This is a genomic window from Fluviispira multicolorata (assembly GCF_009208585.1).
Classification (GTDB): Bacteria; Bdellovibrionota_B; Oligoflexia; order Silvanigrellales; family Silvanigrellaceae; genus Silvanigrella; species Silvanigrella multicolorata.
Genome location: NZ_WFLN01000011.1, coordinates 1 through 16927, shown reverse-complemented (window position 1 = coordinate 16927; position 16927 = coordinate 1). Strand labels below are relative to the sequence as shown.

Genomic DNA, 16927 nt, shown 5'->3' with positions numbered 1-16927 from the left:
ACATTCGACAAAACAAAAATTCAATAAACTTAACTTATATTCACACAATCATTTCTAAATTCTTTACATTTATATCTGCTGGAATTTCATCATACGAAAGGACAATGAGATGCGGTATATAACGTGATACAAGTTTATGAAATGATTGGCGCATTCTTGCACTTAAAAGCAACACGGGTTGAGATCCTTCTCTTTCAAAAACTTGAATACTCTTCATTAATTTTTGTAAAATATCTTGAGCATTTTTTGCATCTAAATTTATATAAGATGTTCCATTTTCTGTTGTCACTAGACCTCCAGATAAAATATCTTCAATCAATCGATCAAAGGTAACAACCAAGATTTCTTCTTTATCATTTAAAAGTTTTTGCACTATATTTCTGCCAAAACTTTTGCGACATTGCTCAGAAAGAACATCTGGATTCTTAATAATTCTACAGTGATCCGCTAAACACTCAAACAGGGTAAGAATGTCTCGAACAGACACATCTTCACGCAGCAGGTTTTGCACGACCTTAACAATTTCTCCAAGAGAGAGCCTGTCAGATTGCATAACTTCATCAACAACTTTTGGATTTGTTTCTTTTAATTTATCAATTAAATATTGCATATCTTGCCGCGTGATAAGTTCTGCAGCATGTTCTTTCAAAACTTTCGTAACGTGGGTAGCTATAACTGTAGAACAATTAACTACAGTATAGCCTCTAAATACAGCTTCATCTTTATCACGTTTATGGACCCAAATTGCTGGTAAACCATAAACAGGATCCTTTGTTGTTTCACCACTTATTGGTAAATCAACTCCACCCGGATCCATAGCGAGAAAATAATCGACCATTAGATTGCCTTGTGAAATTTTATTTGATTTCAATAAAATTTGATACGTTCCTGGATCGAGTTGTAAATTATCTCGTAATTGCACTTGGGGAATTATTATTCCCATTTCTTGGGCAAATTGTTTGCGAATTCCTTGAATTCTATCGACAACTTCTCCATCTTGGCCTGGATCAATTAATGGAACAAGACCGTGTCCAACTTCAATTGCAAGCATATCAATTTTCATTATGCTATCGAGACTATTTACTTCTTTTTCATCTTTTTTACGGTCATCAGCATCTTTTGTGTTTTCTTCAGACTTCTTTTTATCATTAATCCATTTGTGCGACATTCTACCAAATAAAACAAGAATTGAGCCTAAAATAAAGAAAGATAATTTAGGGAATCCAGGAATAAGAGCTAAACAAAAGATCAAGCCAGCAGCAATATAAAATGCTTTTGGATGAATACGTATCTGATTTAAAACTTCACTTCCTAAATTTCCTTCACTGGTTGCTCTTGTTACGATAATACCAGCTGCAGTTGAAATCATAAGAGCAGGAATGGCACTGATTAGACCATCTCCCACTGCAAATAAGGTAAAACGTGCTGCTGAGTCTTGTGGGGTTAAATTATGCATTAATACACCAATTGAAAACCCAACAATAATATTAACAACTGTAATAATAATACCTGCAATAGCATCTCCTCGCACGAATTTACTGGCACCATCCATTGCACCATAGAAATCGGCTTCTTTCTCAACCGATTTTCTGCGTTTTTTTGCTTCATCAGCATTTATATGTCCGGCATTTAATTCTGCATCAATTGCCATTTGCTTTCCAGGCATTGCATCCAAAGTAAATCTTGCTGCAACTTCTGCAACGCGACCTGCACCTTTAGTAATAACAATAAAGTTAATGACCATTAATATTATAAATATTACAAATCCTACAACAAAATTACCTCCAACAACGACTTGTCCAAAACCTACGACTAAATTTGCAACTTCTCCATCTGCTCCATGAAGAAGTATATTTCTAGTAGTAGCTACGTTTAATGAAAGTCTAAATAATGTTGAAATCAATAATAAGGTAGGAAAAACACCAAATTCTAATGGCTTTGTAATATAAATACTAACCATTAAAATTATAAGTGCAACTGAAATACTAATTGCTAATAAAAAATCAAGAAAAAATACAGGGAGTGGAAAGATCATCATAAGCACAGTGCCGACAACAACCGCAGCCATAATAAGATCTGGATTGCGCGAAAATGCTTGTGACGCTAATGAACTATTTGATGTTCCAGATAGAACAGTTGTGTTGCTTTTTGCCATACACTATGCCTCAAACCTTTCAAAATACTTTTTGCCACGAATCTTATAAATATATTTAATAACTTCAATTACACTTTGATAAAGTGAAGGTGGTATTTCTTGACCAACTTTAACTGTCTTATATAATGTTCTAGCTAATGGTTTATTTTCTACAATCATAATATCGTTTTGTTTTGCAATTTCTCTTATTTTAAAAGCAATGAGATCCTGTCCCTTAGCAACGACAACAGGAGCAGGCATTCCTTTTTTATATCTAATGGCAATTGAGAAATGCTCAGGATTTGTAACAATAAAACTTGCCTTAGGAACTTCTTTTAAACTTTTTCGCATTATAAAATCTCTTGCCATTCTTTTGCGTTGAGATTTTAAAAGAGGATCTCCTTCATGTTTTTTTACTTCTTCTTTCAATTCTTGTTTAGTCATTTTCATATCTCTATTTATTTTCCAGAAATTATATGAAAAATCTCCTCCTCCAATAACAACACCAGCAGCACACATAACCAACATTAATTTTGAAATAGAATTTCCTATGTTTTTCATATAATCAATATTATTAAAAAAATAGTTTTCACTAGCTGAAAATATTTCTCCTTTTAAAACAAAATAAATAAGAATGGTAAATATAGAACATTTTACAATGACCTTAATAATTTCAACTAAAGCATTAAAACTAAACATTCTGCCAAAGCCTGAAATTGGGTTTAATTTTCCTAAATTAAAATTCATTTTATTCCATGACCAATTAAAGCGCGTAACAACAAGACCAATTAAAGTTGGAAATATTGCGCAGGCAAAAACAATAAATAAAAAATGTGGTAAAATTGGGTTTATTGCATAAAAAACAACTTTAAAAAGACTAGCATAATCTACAGCAAAACCAGGAAATCCATACCAAGCTCTTTTGAAACATTCTTGAAAACTATTTATCAAACTGGAAGTTGAAAAATAAAAATATGATGTAAATAAAATAAGAGTTACACATGCTACAATTTCTCGAGGGTTTGCAATATTACCTTCTTCACGAAATTGATTTCGTTTTTCTTCGGTTGCTTCTTCCGTTTTATCTTCTTGTCCTTTTTCTTCTCTCTGCTCCATATGACCTCAATAAATTATTGTGAATTCATAGGGACAAACACGCGTCGCATCGTTTCAAACCAAGCAACTTCTTTTTCCATTCCATAAGTACCAAGTAATTTTAAAAATGATGCAATGCTAATAAATAAAATAATCATAGTTATTAGAAAACTAAGAGGAAAACTCACAATAAATACATTCAGTGATGGCAATGCACGATTAAGCAGACCAAGAGAAATATTTATTAATATCTGAACAGCAATCAGAGGGGCGCCTAAACGAAGACCTAATTCAAATGCTTCTTGAGCAATTTCAATGACAGTTTTCATAAGAGCTACTTTATCTGGTATGGCTGCAATAGGAACGTAGACAAATGATTTAACCAATCCTTCAATAAAAATATGATGAATATTTAAAGTCAAAATAAGTATGATTGCAAACCAATTTTTCATAACAGAAAATGAAGATTCGTGATCATTTAATCCTGGGCTAAACATGGAGGCAACTTGAAACCCCATATTAATTCCAACAGTATGAGAAGCAACAGACACTCCAAAAATAACAAGCTTTGCCGCATACCCAACTGCAAATCCAAAAAAAACTTCATGAAACGTTGCAACTGCTAAAGTAACTGCACTCCATTGGAGAAGTCTTTCAGGATGATACATTTTATCTGCAACCAACGGATATAAGAAAAAAGTAAAAGCAAGACCTAATAAAATTCTAAGTCTGATGGGAACCACTTGATCACCGAAAATTGGCAAGAAGAAAAACAAGGTTGTAATTCTTAAAAATGCCATTATGGGCAATGGCCAAGTTTCAGGTTTAAGTTGTATGACAGATAAAATATCCATATAATTACCAACTATTTTTGCCTAGATATTTCTGGAATTTTATTGTACATTTTAAGCGTATAATCATTTAGTTTTCTTAACATCCATGGAGAAAGCATTATTAAGACAACAATCATCACTGCTATTTTTGGTAAAAAGCTTAATGTAGATTCGTTTATTTGGGTTGCAGCCTGAAAAATACTTACCATTAATCCTACTATTAGAGCGACTCCTAATAATGGTAATGAGATTTCAACCGTGATATATAAAAGAGATAGAATAATATCTATGACTTGCTGATTATTCATATATACACTCCTTTATATAAAACTCTTTATTAATGATCCTGCTAATAAATTCCATCCATCAACAACAACAAATAAAATTAGTTTCAATGGCAAACTCACTACAGTTGGCGGTAACATCATCATACCCATAGCCATTAAAACACTGCTGACTATCATATCTATAACAATGAAGGGTAAATAAACTAAAAATCCGATTTGAAATGCCATTTTTAATTCGCTAATAACAAATGCAGGAACCAAAACACGCATTGGCACATCATCTCTATTTTCTGGTCTTTCAAGTTTGCTCATTTGATAGAATAATTTTAAATCATCTTTTCTAACTTGCACAATCATAAAATCATGAAGTGGTTTTTGAGCCACATCAAGAGCTTGTTGAGTTGTGAGGTCTTTTTGCATATATGGAACAACAGCTGTGTCATATATTTTTGATATCGTTGGAGACATAATGAAATATGTTAAAAATAAAGATAATGCTATTAAAATTTGATTGGGAGGCATAGTAGGAATACCTAAAGCTTGTCTTAAAAAGGATAAAACAATCAGTATTCTTGTAAATGAACTCATTAATAATAAAATTGCTGGTCCAAAAGTTAATATTGTTAAAACTGCAACAACTTTTATTGCAGGAACAAAATCATCCTGATTCTCACCATTTGCAATATTTATTGAAAATATGGGCAATGGACTTTTACTCAGATCCAATTTATTTTGAGCATTTGCATTATCTCGTTGCCATGCTTTTTCTGATTTATGTTCAGGTGATTGATTTTGAGCGCTTAAGTTATTAATAAATAATACAGAAAATGATAAGAGCAATATCTTAAAATAAAGAATAATTCTCATCTCATCTCCTTAATAGTAAAGTTTTAATTAAGCGGCTTCATTGAACGAAGTTTTTCTCTTATTAAATTGGTTACATTTTCTACACTATCTCCATCTTCTTCCTTCTTTTTTAACTCTTTTTTACTTTCGGCTTCAAATTGACTTGCCAAATATTTTGGAAAGTTACCTATTTTATTTTCTTCATTGTTTTTTTCTTCTGAGTTTTTTAATTTTTGAGTTAAAGAGTTTGAATTCAAACTCTTTAAAGCTTTTAAAAGAATATCCGATTTTTTCTCTGCGACTTTATCAGTGCCTAGGGGATTTCCTTCTTTTTTAGAATCAGCTTTTTCAACTAAAGATCTGTCAAGTTTTGAAAATGTCATTTTATCACTAATTAAACTTGGCTTTTTTTCAATAATTGGTTTGCTCTGGAAGTTATTTCCGCCACTCACTTCGGTCAGAAAATTAATTCCAGCTTCTGTATTTGAAACAACTATTTCTTGATCTCGAATTCTTAAAATAACTATTTGTCTTTTTGGTGATAATGATAAACTAGAAACAACATCCATAATCTTATCTTGACGTGAAATTAAAAAGGAGCCTCTCTTTTTAATTTTTGCTAAGAAATAACCAACAACTGCAATTATTGAAGAAAAACAAATTGCCAATGTAAAAAACTTCCATAACTCTGAACTTGTGCGACTTTTTGCAGAATCTTCTTTTAAAAAGTCATATTCACTTTCATGTGTTTTAATTTTTTGTTCTGACTTAATTTTCTTATTTTCTTTTTCACTTTTTAAATTTTTAATTTCATTATTTTCTTGGATTTTATTGGAAATAATGAGTTCCATTTGCTTTTCTAAATTCATTTCCTTTATTTTATCAGTGCTTGAGGATCCCTTATTTTGCTCATTCTTTTCGATACTGTCTTCAATTTTTTGTTCTGGAAATTGAATAGGTGGTACAACTGCTTCATTACTTGACTGAGCAAAAGTTTGCTTACCCCAAAAAATTAAACTGAAAAAAATAAATAGAAATTTCATAAAAATCCCCTTGTACCTAATTCACTCTTAAACTGAATCACCTGATGAAGATGCTTCCATTCCTACGCCACTCATAACGTCGGTGAGACGAACGCCAAATTTTTCATTAACAACAACAACTTCTCCCATTGCTACAAGCTTATCATTGACATAAATTTCCATTGGTTCACCAGCCATTTTATCGAGTTCAATGACAGAACCTTGCCCCAATTGCAATAAATCATTCACTAAGAGTTTTGTTCTGCCCAATTCCACTGTTACTTTTAATGGGACATCAAGAACCATTTTCATTCTTGAAATATCTAAATTTCTTAAAGACTCATCGTCTTTTTGCGCAGCTGTTTGCCCACCACCGCCGCCACCGGCAGCTTCTGCGGGTGGAGCTTCTGCAGCAGGAGCTTCTCCCTCTGCGCCTTCGTCTGCTAAACCAAAATCTTCTGGTCTAAAGCCTGTATTTAGATCTTCTGCCATTTTAATTTTCTCCAATGAGTTCAGTTATTTTAATTGCCTTATTACCTCTAATAATTCCTGGAGTTCCTCTAAACTTATGAATTCCTTCAATCATAACATCAAGAGCCTTGTCACTATCACGTTCTAGAATAAGAACATCTCCTCTTGAAAGTTCCATTAAATCTCTTAAATTAATCCAACAGCTTCCTAAATTAACAGTTAAGTTAACACTTGTTCCCATTAATTGAGATTTAATTCGATTAATCCAAATATGGTCAACCTCTAATTGTTCGTTCTGAAATCCAACACTTAATTTAGATTTAATTGGTTCAAGAGTAGAGTATGGTATGACTAATTTAATTGAGCCACTCATTTTTTCGAGTTCAATATCAAATGCAGTAGAAATAACCACATCACTTGGAGGTACAATTGCAACAAATTGTGGATTAATTTCTGTACGTGAATATGAAATCTTTATTGGAAAAACAGGAGCCCACGCCTTTTCTAAATCGTCTACGGCTGACATTACAATTCGTCTTGCAACTTTTATCTCTATTTGCGTAAAATCTTTACCTTCAATTTTTGTATAAGGGACATCATTTCCTCCAAATAAACTATCCACAAGTGCATAGAGTAATTTACTTTCAATAACCATAACTGCGGAACCACGCAGTGGCTCAATTCGTAAAATATTTAAGCAACTAGGTAATGGAAGTGAGTTCATAAATTCACCAAATTTAATTGGCCCAGAACTATTCACTCCAATATTAGCTACTTTTCTCAATGCGGCAGAAAGAGAAATTCGAAATAAACGGATGAAACGATCGTGGATGATATCCAATGTTGGCATGCGCCCACGAATAATTCTGTCTTGATTTGCTAAATCATAATGAACAATGCCCGATGCATCTTGCTTACCAGCATCAGGTCCTTCCACTCGACCATCTGAAACAGCATTTAATAAGGCGTCAACTTCATTTTGACTTAATACTTGATCCATTCCTTACTCCACAAAAAATTCAGTAAAGAAAACATTTTGAATAGGTCTGTCTGAAACTTCATTTACCCTATTCATAATTTCTCTACGCAGACTCTCTTTTCCACTATCTGAAATTAAATCTGATCTCGTTTTACTTGTGACTGCCGTAATTACTATATCTTTAATTTGAGCTTCTCTTTTTTTAAGTTCCATTCCTTGATTTTCACCGCCTCTATATTCAATTGCTACAGCAATGCGAATAAAGCGATTTTCAATAGCGTTACCTAAATTTAAATCCAAGCGCGGAATCTGGAACGTATCACCAAAATTTGCTGTTCCTTTATTTGGGTCATTTTTTGGATCTGCTGGTGGTGGTGCATTTTTAGGATCATCTTTTTTCCCATGATCATCTTTTTTGTCATCTTTCTTTTCATCCTTTTTCGCATGATCATCTTTTTTGTCATCTTTCTTTTCATCCTTTTTCCCATGATCATCTTTTTTGTCATCTTTCTTTTCATCCTTTTTCCCGTGATCATCTTTTGCATGTGGATCAGCTTTTGGATCTGCATGTGGATCAGCGGTTGCCGCACCATCAACCCCCTGCGCCGCCAGTGCCATTTGCTTTTTTGCACTGATGGTTTTGAAGACAAAAAAACCACCTACACCAAGCGCCACTAATAGAACTCCACCAATTCCAGCAAATAGAGCAAAGCGGCTTTTTTTAACTTCTTTTTCATTGGGATCCTTGGCTTTTTCGTCTTTTTTTGCGTCCGCTTTTTTTTCATCTTCTTCTGCCATACGAGTTTCCTAAATGAAATAAAAATAAGGGTGAATTTTTTATTGCCATCTTTTAATGAGTTTGCCATAAAATGATTGAGCAGGTTTGTTCTTTATGTCGCAAATTCTATCGGCAATCTTTTCCAGAGAGAGCAATTTCTGCCTGTTTAAGGGGTCATTTTTAATGGAATTAAATGAATTTGCGGAGATAATTTTATTTGGAACAAATATTTCTAGTGACAAACTTTTGGAACCAAAATTGCTTACTGATGATAACTCTAATCAGGCAATTCTTGCACCTAAATTCCCTGGTCGCCCAAATAATCTCTGTTTCGATAAAATGAAGCTTAAAAATAAAATTCCATTTCCAAATAATGAGCAAATTAAGACAGAACAACATAGAGGTTTTGTACTTCATTTTTTTGCAAATCATGAATTATTAGCCATGGAAATAATGGCGCTTGTTCTCTTAAAATTTCCAAATGCTCCTAAAAGTTTTCGTATGGGAATTGCAAAAACAATTCTTGAAGAGCAAAAACACATGACTCTTTATTTGAATAGAATGAGAGAATTAAATGTAGAATTCGGTGAAATCCCTGTAAACGATTTTTTCTGGAATTGTTTATCAAAAATGCAAAGTCCGCTTGATTTTGTTACACAAATGAGCATGACTTTTGAACAAGCAAATATAGATTACTCTTTATTTTATAAAAATTTAATGCTTAAAATAAATGATTTTAAAACTGCTGAAATATTAGATATTGTTTATCGAGAAGAAATAGGACATGTCAAACATGGCGTCACTTGGTTTGATCGCTTTCGTGATCCCTCCCAATCGCAATGGCAAGCATATGTTTCATCTTTAAAGTTACCTTTAAGTCCTACACGCGCTAAAGGAATAATATTTGATGAAATTGGTAGAAAATCTGCTGGTCTTTCAGAAAATTTTATTAAAGAATTATCCGTTTTTTCTTCTTCAAAAGGCCGCCCTCCCCATATATTTTATTTTAACCCTGCCTGCGAAAGTGAAGTTTCTAGAGGAAAAGTTGGTTATTCTTCAAATAAATTTGTTGAAAATATAAAACAAGATTGTTCATCTCTAATGCTTTTTATTGCTTCTAAAGATGATATTATTCTTACAGAAAAAAAACCTTCTTTTCTTTTTCTAAAAAAATTAAAAGACTGTGGCTTCGATTTACCTGAATGGCTTGAAAACGAGAATTCTAATTTTAAGCCTGAAAATATTTCTCAACGACTTGTAGGTTCTCTAAATCCATGGGGATGGAGTCCTAATAGTATTCAAATTATGTCTATTTTTAAAGTAAAAATGATTGGAAATATTGATTTTCAAAACAATATTTTTCAAAATGATTTTTTTTTAAACAAGGTTAAACCCCTGTATTCAAAATGCTATGCGGCGGAACTTTCAAAACAGATTTATCTAGATTTTGCTCATATGAAAGATATTCTTCCCCTTGAAGAAACACTTTCACAAATCGCACACAATTATACTGAATGCTTAAATGCAATTGAAGACATTTTTAAATTGAAAACATTTGATATGTGTTTATTAAAAGCTCCATTTGGATCATCTGGACAAAATATGCGACGCGTTAAATCTACCGTTCTCGATAATTCAGAAATAAGCTGGATCAAAAGAATTTTAAATGACCAAGGTTCTTTAGTCATAGAACCTTGGTTCGATAAAGTTGCAGACCTCTCGTATCAATTTAAAATAGATAGAAATCAGACCTCAATTTTAGGATTCACCCGCTTTATAACCGATCAAAGAGGTCAATATAAAGCGACCATCATTGGCAGAAAAACGGATGATCTAGAAGAAAAATTAATTAAATTTATTTATAATCCTATCAAAGATTACAAAGATCTTCTCGCATTTTTTAAAGTCATTGCTGAATTTGTTGCATATAACTTAAAATTCTCCCAATTTGAAGGTCCTGTTGGGATAGATTCATTTATTTATTCAGATCCAATTTCACCCTATGGCTTTAGAATTAAAATATTATCTGAAATAAATCCACGCTACACAATGGGGCGAGTCGCTTTAGAAATCTCAAAAAGAATTCAAAGTGGGGCCTATGCCATATGGGCTCATATAAGAGTCAGTGATATTTTAGGCGCTGGATTTACTTCAATCGAGGATTTTACAACTCAAATTGAAAATAAATTTCCAATTATCAAAACTGAGAATACAAAACCTCTTATCAAAGAAGGCATTCTATTTACCAACGATCCTTCCTCAGCAAAATCTATCCTTACAACTCTTATTGTCGGAAAAAAAGTTCTTCATGACTTTACAAAGCTCACACAAATAAAAATAATAAAATAAGTGTTTGAAAAAACATAAAATAATTTTAGTAAAGTTCATTATTTATGTAAGAGTTCAATTGATACTTTATTATTATAAACTAAATATTTTATACTCAGTCACTGAATCACATAATTAAATTATTCTTCAATGATATAAAAATCGTCCCTACTTTCCAAAGAACGCAGTTTTTTTACGCTTTCTCTTACAAGATCTTTTCTCTCACTGGCAAACATAATAATTCCAGGAATACTTAAAAGATCTATTGTTATACTCAGATCATCATTTACTTTTAAAAACGGGAAAAAATCAATATATCCATCTAGTTCCTTCATTTTTTCAATAAGACCAAAACCCTTAAATACTCCTTTTTTACTTGAAATTAGAAAAACCAATTCACCATATTTTTTAGGCTCATAAGTTATATTTTTTTTCTGTTCAATAATTAATTCTAATGTTCGAGTGATTTGATTATAACCTAAACACTCTTTCATTATTACTTGGGATTTTCCTCCATGGGGTCTGCTTCCCACTTCAATTAAAACTGGCTCATCAACATTGTCTATCATAATTTCAACGTGTGATGGTCCAATACAAGTTCCCAAAGCTTTTACTACTTGTTTTGAATAATTAAGAAGCCTATCAAAATATATATTTTGGGAATCCACTAATTTAAGCGATGAGTAAATAAAATTACCATTAATAGTTAACTTTTTTTCGTATTTCCACATTGCTACAAGTTCGGTGTAATCGTCATATGTGGTAAGATCAACCACAAATTCAGTGCCTGTTATAAACTCCTGCAATAGCAACTCATTATTTTCTATACCAATTTTATTTGTAGTTCCAAGATTACATTCAATATATCTTTTTACTTCATTTTCATTTTTGCAAAAGACAACGGCATCACTGCCCGCACTTTGGGTGGGTTTTAAAACGACTGGGAATTTAAAATTTGGTATTTTATTTTTGATATCCTTAATTAGAAATTGTTCTATTGATTTTAATCCAAACTCTCTTATTCTCTCATGCATCAAATATTTATTTATTCTTTCTTTACTAAATTCTTTTAAGTTTGTTTTAATATTTAATTCTTGAGAAATTTTTTCTGATAATTGAACCCCTACCTCACTTCCAGCAAGACAAAATAAAATATTTTCTCCTAACGTAATATTTAAAATTCTTTCAATTAAATCTTCTAAACTACAATCTTCAGATATACAATTAGTTAACTGGGAGAAAAAAACTGCTTTTCTTGCTTGTGCTGAAACTACAGTTATAACCTTAATATCATACTTCATTAATTCTTTTAAAAAATCTGCGCCACTTGAAAAAGGATCAACAATTATAGCATACATTTTTAATCTCTCTTACTCTTGAAGTAATTCTTTAGTTGAAATAGATTTCATTATCCTTAATATAATTATCAAGACACCTATTGTAATGAAAACAAAAAAACCTACAAATGGAAATATAATTTCTCTTGATATACTACCTATCAAAAGTGAAGCAAACAAAGGAAAAATAGCTCTAGGCATAAATGTAAATAAATTGCTTAGTGACATCCATTTTGAAATATCATCCTTTGATTTTAGCCTATCAAAAATATTTTTTCTGAACGTACTGCGAAGAGAATTCAAAGAAAAGCCAAGCAAAAAAGCAATTAATAAGCATAGAAATGTATTATCAATATGAATGAATGAAAAATTAGAGAGAGGTATAATACTTGCAAATGTTAATATAAACAATAAATAAAACCTACCATTAAAAACGACAAAGGAAGCAATAAATGCACCTAAGCTTGCCATACCAGATAAATAGCCAAAAAGCTCGGCACTCCATCCTTTAGAATGAATAAGAATATCTGGTATTAAAAGATTGAAGTTTGCAATTTGAAGTGAAAGCATGAGTATACATATTGCTGAAAACCAAAGCTCTAGCGTCCCTTCAGTTTTTGTTGCTATGTTAGTTTCTTGTTCATTCTTTTTAATTATTTCATTAACAGTACCTGTATCTTTTATAAACAAAGAAATAAGTGAAGCACAAAGAGCTAGTCCAAGGAATGATAAAATTATCTTTATAGTTCCAGAAATACCATAAGAGTGAAAGATCTTTCCTCCAATAGAGAACCCTAAAAGTGTTCCAATTTGCATTGCAACCTGACTTATCATGCTTCCCTGAGTTGAAGTTATTTTTTTGATAAGAATATATTTTGAAATAAATGCATCAATTATATAATAATTCATAAAAATGAAGCCGCTAAATAGTATCAAAGAAAACATAATCCAGTATTTATTAAAAAAATTATTGCTAATTAAAAAATAAAAATATATTGAAAACACAGTTAGTATTAGTGCTTTTATAAAGAAAAACATATTTGTATTTTTTAATATTGCCGCCTTAATAAATAAAGATTTTGTTTGAATTATATAACATATTATGCTTGAAATAGATATACATATTCCCAAGCTAAAAATGGAATTATATTTTTTAAGAAGTATCCAAACAAATCCCACATTGACAAAACCATCTATACACATAAAAAGAACAAATGAAATTAGATTAAAATAAAAATATTTCATTTTATTAATATTCAAGAATCAGTCTCCTTTACAAATAAGGTAAGAAAATTATAATTTAATATAGATGGTAAAGAGTTTTTATGAAGTGATTTTGAACACAATTGAGTATTCCTCATTTTAATTTTGAAAAAACTAATATATATAAATAAATTTGTCAATTTAAATTTTAAAAATAATTATACATATCTGGTTTTAACAAATTTTTATTACCATTAATTATATTTTTGCAATAAAATAATTTGTAATCACATTTTTACTATTAGTAATTGGTATTCAACATTATAACATTATAAAAAAAATTTATCTAGTTAAATCAATCTAATCAACCTGATTGCAAAAATAGCTGCCCTGAATTGTCTCCAAATATAAAAGAATGCCACACAATGGGAAGAATCCTTTAGAAGTCTTAAAAAGATTCAAAGTGGAGCCTATGCCTTATGGACTCTTATCAAAGAAGGCATTCTATTTACCAACGATCCTTCCTCGGCAAAATCTGTCTCTACAACTCTTATTATAGGCAAAAAAGTTCTTCATGACTTTACAAAGTTCACGTAAATAGAGATAATAAAATGGATAAAGTGTTTTGAAACTTGGGCACTTTTAATACGATATTTAATTTAGTCATTTAAGGAGTCCTTTTGGTTCCTTTCTACAAAAAATCAATGTCTTTTATTAAACGTATTTTAAAAAGACCGCGCCACAAAGAAATAATTTTTTCAATCCAAAAAAAATTATTTCTTAAAAAATGTGAGCTGATTTTTAGAGAAAGCATTTTTGTTCTTAAAAATTCAAATCTTTCTGAAAAATCAGCGCAACTTACTTATACATCTATCCTTTCCATAGTCCCTTTACTTGCCATACTTTTTACTTTCATACATACCATTAATGGTTTAAATGATTTCTTTGTTCAAACTATCTCACCAACAATCATAAAACATTTTGGAGTTGTAGCAGGACTACAAATATCAGAATATCTGCATGTTCTTATAAAAAATTTAGAAGTTAAAGAGCTTGGAGTTATATCACTCATCACTTTTCTCATTACAGTTATCTTATTGCTCTTAAGAATTGAAGATACTTTTGATGAAATAATGGATATAAAAAGTAAATTAAGTTTATTTAATAGACTCACTAAATGTTGGGTTATATTAACAATAACTCCATTTATTTTAGCGATTGCGTCAATTAAGTCAGATCAATTCATAAATTTAATCCCAATTACGAATTTCGATGCATTTAATACATTTGCAATTAAAGGTTTTAGAGTTGGATTTGGAATGTTTTTTCAAGCTCTCTTTTTTATAATAATTTATTATATTATGCCTACCAAAAGATTAAATATTAGAGTTGTCATTTTAGGCGGTATAATTTCGAGTCTATTATTTGAAGGTCTTCAATTTTTAAATGTTTACTTAGCAAGAAGAGCTTTTTCAGGAGATCCAATTCATATGTATGGAACTGCCCCATTAATTGCAGTATTATTTTTTGTTTGGCTCAGAATTATCTGGATCATAACATTATTTGGAGCAGCCCTGACAATTTCTTCACAAAGAATTTTATTTTATAAAAATGCTCTTTCAAAACAATTATTCCCAAGAAAAAGCCTTGCTGATTGTTTAACTGTCTATAAAATTATTTCGCAACAGTTTCAAAAATCAAATGAAGCAACAACTATAAACCACATTGTGAAGGCATCAAATTTAAATAAAAAAGAAGCGGAAGACTGGATTGAATATCTTGTACATCATAAATTTATTTGTACTTCTGGTGAGGTATCAGATGATATTTTATATATCCCAACTTATAAATCTCTTATGTCAGAAAAAGATCAAGTTGCGTTTCTTAAAAGACTTTTAACAGATGATGATCTCGAAAAAAATGGAATGATCTCAGAAATTAATCTCTTATTTGAAAGAAATCAAAAAAAATAATTAAAATCTACTTGGCCTCTGTCATTTTAACTTGCAAATTTTTAATTCTAAATTTCTTTTTTAATGCTAATTCAAGTTTATCAGAGTTTAATTCAACATGCGTAAAATTATCAAAAATAAAAATATTACCTAAATCTTCTTTTTCAAGTGAAAGTTCTTTTATAAAAGCACCGAGTATGTCACCTGGACGCATTTTATCTTGTTTCCCTTTATTTATATAAACTTTTGAAAATTTTATTTTTGTTTGATGCTGGTTTTTGCCTTCTGGTCTCTCTTCTGCAGAGTTTTGATTCACAAAAAAATCTTTATCAAAGGGTTTTGCTTGAATACTCAATTCTTTCATCAAATTAAGATAATAAGATTCTACTTTAGCTTCGCACAATGCCAAAGCTAGGCCATTATTTCCGGCACGTCCCGTTCTGCCTGATCTGTGAATATATTCATCTTGGGTATATGGAATATCATAATGAATAACTAAGGATAATTTAGCCACATCTATTCCACGTCCAGCAATATTAGTTGCTACTAAATATTTTAAAGTACCATTTTTAAAGTTTCGCATTATACTATTTCTATGAACTTGCCCAAGTTCCCCAGAAAGAGCATCTGCAGCAAAACCTTCATTTTTTAAGGATTCAGCTAACTGATGAGAAGTTTCTCGCGTATGGCAAAAGATAATTCCTTTACCAATATGAGTTGAAGATTCACATTTCTTTAAAAATTTAACTAAGCTTTGATATTTAGACTCTTTATTTCCAACATTTATATATTGATGCTTAATTTCTGAATCATGAAATTTTTGCACACCTGAATTATTTTGAATATTTTCAACATCAGCATTTAAGTAATCGTTACCTCCTAGTAACAATTTTTCTAAATGAGTCACTTTTTCGTTTTTTGTCGCAGAAAATAATCCGACTTGAAGATTTTCTGGAAGAAAATCACAAATAGCTTCGACCTGATCGGAAAATCCCATTCCAACCATAATGTCTGCTTCATCTAAAATTAAACTTTTTAATTTTAGGAGATCAAGCGCATTTCTCTCTAATAAGTCCAGTATACGTCCAGGAGTTGCAATTAAGACATGTGGATTTTTAGAAACTTCTTCAATTTGAGATGAAATAGGAGTTCCACCGAAAATCGTACGTACCAAAATATTTTTTCCGTCGATTTTAAAAATTGCTTGTGCAACTTTATTTGCCACGCTCGCTATTTGATTTCCAAGTTCTCTTGTCGGAACTAAAATAAGTATTTGCTGATCTCTTAACTGACTTTCTACTTTAAGCAAAAGTGGCAAAACAAAAGCTAGAGTTTTTCCAGATCCTGTGGGTGCCAATCCAAAAACAGATTTTCCTTCAAACATGGGCTGCATGCATACAGATTGTATGTCAGTCAAGTTTGTAATTGAGAGGTGTTCAAGGTAATTTGCAAAAAATGAATTATTTGAGTTCATATTAGAATGTACTTTATTGAAGTTAATTGCACACAAAAAAAGCCCCTGAGTTAATCTCAGAGGCTTTAGAAATAAAGGCTGCACAGAGCTACTCTCCCACACTTAAGAGTGCAGTACCATTGCCGCAGACGGGCTTGACTTCGGAGTTCGGAATGGGATCCGGTATTTCCCCGTCGCAATCAGCACAG

Annotated in this window: 14 protein-coding genes and 1 rRNA gene; 2 read left to right on the top strand and 13 right to left on the bottom strand. The window is 31.2% G+C overall.

The features are described from left to right. Window positions 1-40: 40 nt before the first annotated feature. From flhA to GCL57_RS13990, 9 genes are read right to left on the bottom strand one after another with little or no spacing between them, the layout of a single operon-like run. The gene (gene flhA / locus GCL57_RS14030; protein ID WP_152213988.1) at window positions 41-2155 is read right to left on the bottom strand and encodes a flagellar biosynthesis protein FlhA; all 2115 of its coding nucleotides are present in this window, start codon (window positions 2153-2155) and stop codon (window positions 41-43) included. A 3-nt stretch (window positions 2156-2158) separates the two neighbouring features. Then, on the bottom strand, window positions 2159-3250 hold the full coding sequence (locus GCL57_RS14025) for an EscU/YscU/HrcU family type III secretion system export apparatus switch protein (protein ID WP_152213987.1): 1092 nt from the start codon (window positions 3248-3250) through the stop codon (window positions 2159-2161). Window positions 3251-3264: 14 nt separating this feature from the next. Beyond that, a complete protein-coding gene (locus tag GCL57_RS14020) occupies window positions 3265-4083 on the bottom strand; it encodes a flagellar biosynthetic protein FliR (protein ID WP_152213986.1) in 819 nt (272 codons plus the stop codon). A gap of 11 nt (window positions 4084-4094) precedes the next feature. Then, the gene (gene fliQ / locus GCL57_RS14015) at window positions 4095-4370 is read right to left on the bottom strand and encodes a flagellar biosynthesis protein FliQ (RefSeq protein WP_152213985.1); all 276 of its coding nucleotides are present in this window, start codon (window positions 4368-4370) and stop codon (window positions 4095-4097) included. A gap of 12 nt (window positions 4371-4382) precedes the next feature. Continuing rightward, window positions 4383-5216 carry a flagellar type III secretion system pore protein FliP gene (gene fliP, locus GCL57_RS14010; protein WP_152213984.1) on the bottom strand — a complete coding sequence of 278 codons (834 nt, stop codon included), beginning with the start codon at window positions 5214-5216 and terminating at the stop codon, window positions 4383-4385. 23 nt (window positions 5217-5239) lie between these two features. Continuing rightward, complete coding sequence (locus tag GCL57_RS14005; protein ID WP_152213983.1) at window positions 5240-6238, bottom strand: flagellar biosynthetic protein FliO; 999 nt, start codon at window positions 6236-6238, stop codon at window positions 5240-5242. 27 nt (window positions 6239-6265) lie between these two features. Then, the gene (fliN, locus tag GCL57_RS14000) at window positions 6266-6709 is read right to left on the bottom strand and encodes a flagellar motor switch protein FliN (protein ID WP_152213982.1); all 444 of its coding nucleotides are present in this window, start codon (window positions 6707-6709) and stop codon (window positions 6266-6268) included. 1 nt (window position 6710) lies between these two features. Further along, window positions 6711-7688: a flagellar motor switch protein FliM gene (fliM, locus tag GCL57_RS13995; protein WP_152213981.1), complete on the bottom strand. Its 978-nt coding sequence runs from the start codon at window positions 7686-7688 to the stop codon at window positions 6711-6713. Window positions 7689-7691: 3 nt separating this feature from the next. After that, window positions 7692-8465: a flagellar basal body-associated FliL family protein gene (locus GCL57_RS13990; protein WP_152213980.1), complete on the bottom strand. Its 774-nt coding sequence runs from the start codon at window positions 8463-8465 to the stop codon at window positions 7692-7694. Between the two features lie 163 nt (window positions 8466-8628). Between GCL57_RS13990 and GCL57_RS13985 the strand changes: the two genes are divergently transcribed. Then, window positions 8629-10794 (top strand): DUF455 family protein, encoded by a 2166-nt coding sequence (locus tag GCL57_RS13985; protein WP_161597777.1) that lies wholly within the window; start codon window positions 8629-8631, stop codon window positions 10792-10794. 119 nt (window positions 10795-10913) lie between these two features. Here the strand turns inward: GCL57_RS13985 and GCL57_RS13980 are convergent, their stop codons facing one another. Both GCL57_RS13980 and GCL57_RS13975 read right to left on the bottom strand, forming a co-directional pair. Then, window positions 10914-12131, bottom strand: a complete 1218-nt coding sequence (locus tag GCL57_RS13980) for an ATP-grasp domain-containing protein (protein ID WP_152213978.1) — start codon at window positions 12129-12131, stop codon at window positions 10914-10916. A gap of 12 nt (window positions 12132-12143) precedes the next feature. Continuing rightward, on the bottom strand, window positions 12144-13019 hold the full coding sequence (locus tag GCL57_RS13975) for an MFS transporter (protein WP_152213977.1): 876 nt from the start codon (window positions 13017-13019) through the stop codon (window positions 12144-12146). 974 nt (window positions 13020-13993) lie between these two features. Here GCL57_RS13975 and GCL57_RS13970 point away from each other — a divergent pair. Next, complete coding sequence (locus GCL57_RS13970) at window positions 13994-15286, top strand: YihY/virulence factor BrkB family protein (protein WP_152213976.1); 1293 nt, start codon at window positions 13994-13996, stop codon at window positions 15284-15286. Window positions 15287-15293: 7 nt separating this feature from the next. Here the strand turns inward: GCL57_RS13970 and GCL57_RS13965 are convergent, their stop codons facing one another. Together GCL57_RS13965 and rrf are read right to left on the bottom strand one after the other, a co-directional pair. Beyond that, on the bottom strand, window positions 15294-16775 hold the full coding sequence (locus GCL57_RS13965) for a DEAD/DEAH box helicase (RefSeq protein WP_152213975.1): 1482 nt from the start codon (window positions 16773-16775) through the stop codon (window positions 15294-15296). Window positions 16776-16814: 39 nt separating this feature from the next. Continuing rightward, window positions 16815-16927, bottom strand: a 5S ribosomal RNA gene (gene rrf, locus GCL57_RS13960); the annotation flags it as partial.

Bases quoted from the DNA above. Each gene is read 5' to 3' on its own strand.
- GCL57_RS14025 (WP_152213987.1), bottom strand. From the start codon at position 3,250: ATGGAGCAGAGAGAAGAAAAAGGACAAGAAGATAAAACGGAAGAAGCA.
- GCL57_RS13980 (WP_152213978.1), bottom strand. From the start codon at position 12,131: ATGTATGCTATAATTGTTGATCCTTTTTCAAGTGGCGCAGATTTTTTA.
- GCL57_RS14005 (WP_152213983.1), bottom strand. From the start codon at position 6,238: ATGAAATTTCTATTTATTTTTTTCAGTTTAATTTTTTGGGGTAAGCAA.
- fliM (WP_152213981.1), bottom strand. From the start codon at position 7,688: ATGGATCAAGTATTAAGTCAAAATGAAGTTGACGCCTTATTAAATGCT.
- fliN (WP_152213982.1), bottom strand. From the start codon at position 6,709: ATGGCAGAAGATCTAAATACAGGCTTTAGACCAGAAGATTTTGGTTTA.
- GCL57_RS13975 (WP_152213977.1), bottom strand. From the start codon at position 13,019: ATGAATTATTATATAATTGATGCATTTATTTCAAAATATATTCTTATC.
- flhA (WP_152213988.1), bottom strand. From the start codon at position 2,155: ATGGCAAAAAGCAACACAACTGTTCTATCTGGAACATCAAATAGTTCA.
- GCL57_RS14020 (WP_152213986.1), bottom strand. From the start codon at position 4,083: ATGGATATTTTATCTGTCATACAACTTAAACCTGAAACTTGGCCATTG.
- GCL57_RS13990 (WP_152213980.1), bottom strand. From the start codon at position 8,465: ATGGCAGAAGAAGATGAAAAAAAAGCGGACGCAAAAAAAGACGAAAAA.
- fliP (WP_152213984.1), bottom strand. From the start codon at position 5,216: ATGAGAATTATTCTTTATTTTAAGATATTGCTCTTATCATTTTCTGTA.
- GCL57_RS13985 (WP_161597777.1), top strand. From the start codon at position 8,629: ATGGAATTAAATGAATTTGCGGAGATAATTTTATTTGGAACAAATATT.
- fliQ (WP_152213985.1), bottom strand. From the start codon at position 4,370: ATGAATAATCAGCAAGTCATAGATATTATTCTATCTCTTTTATATATC.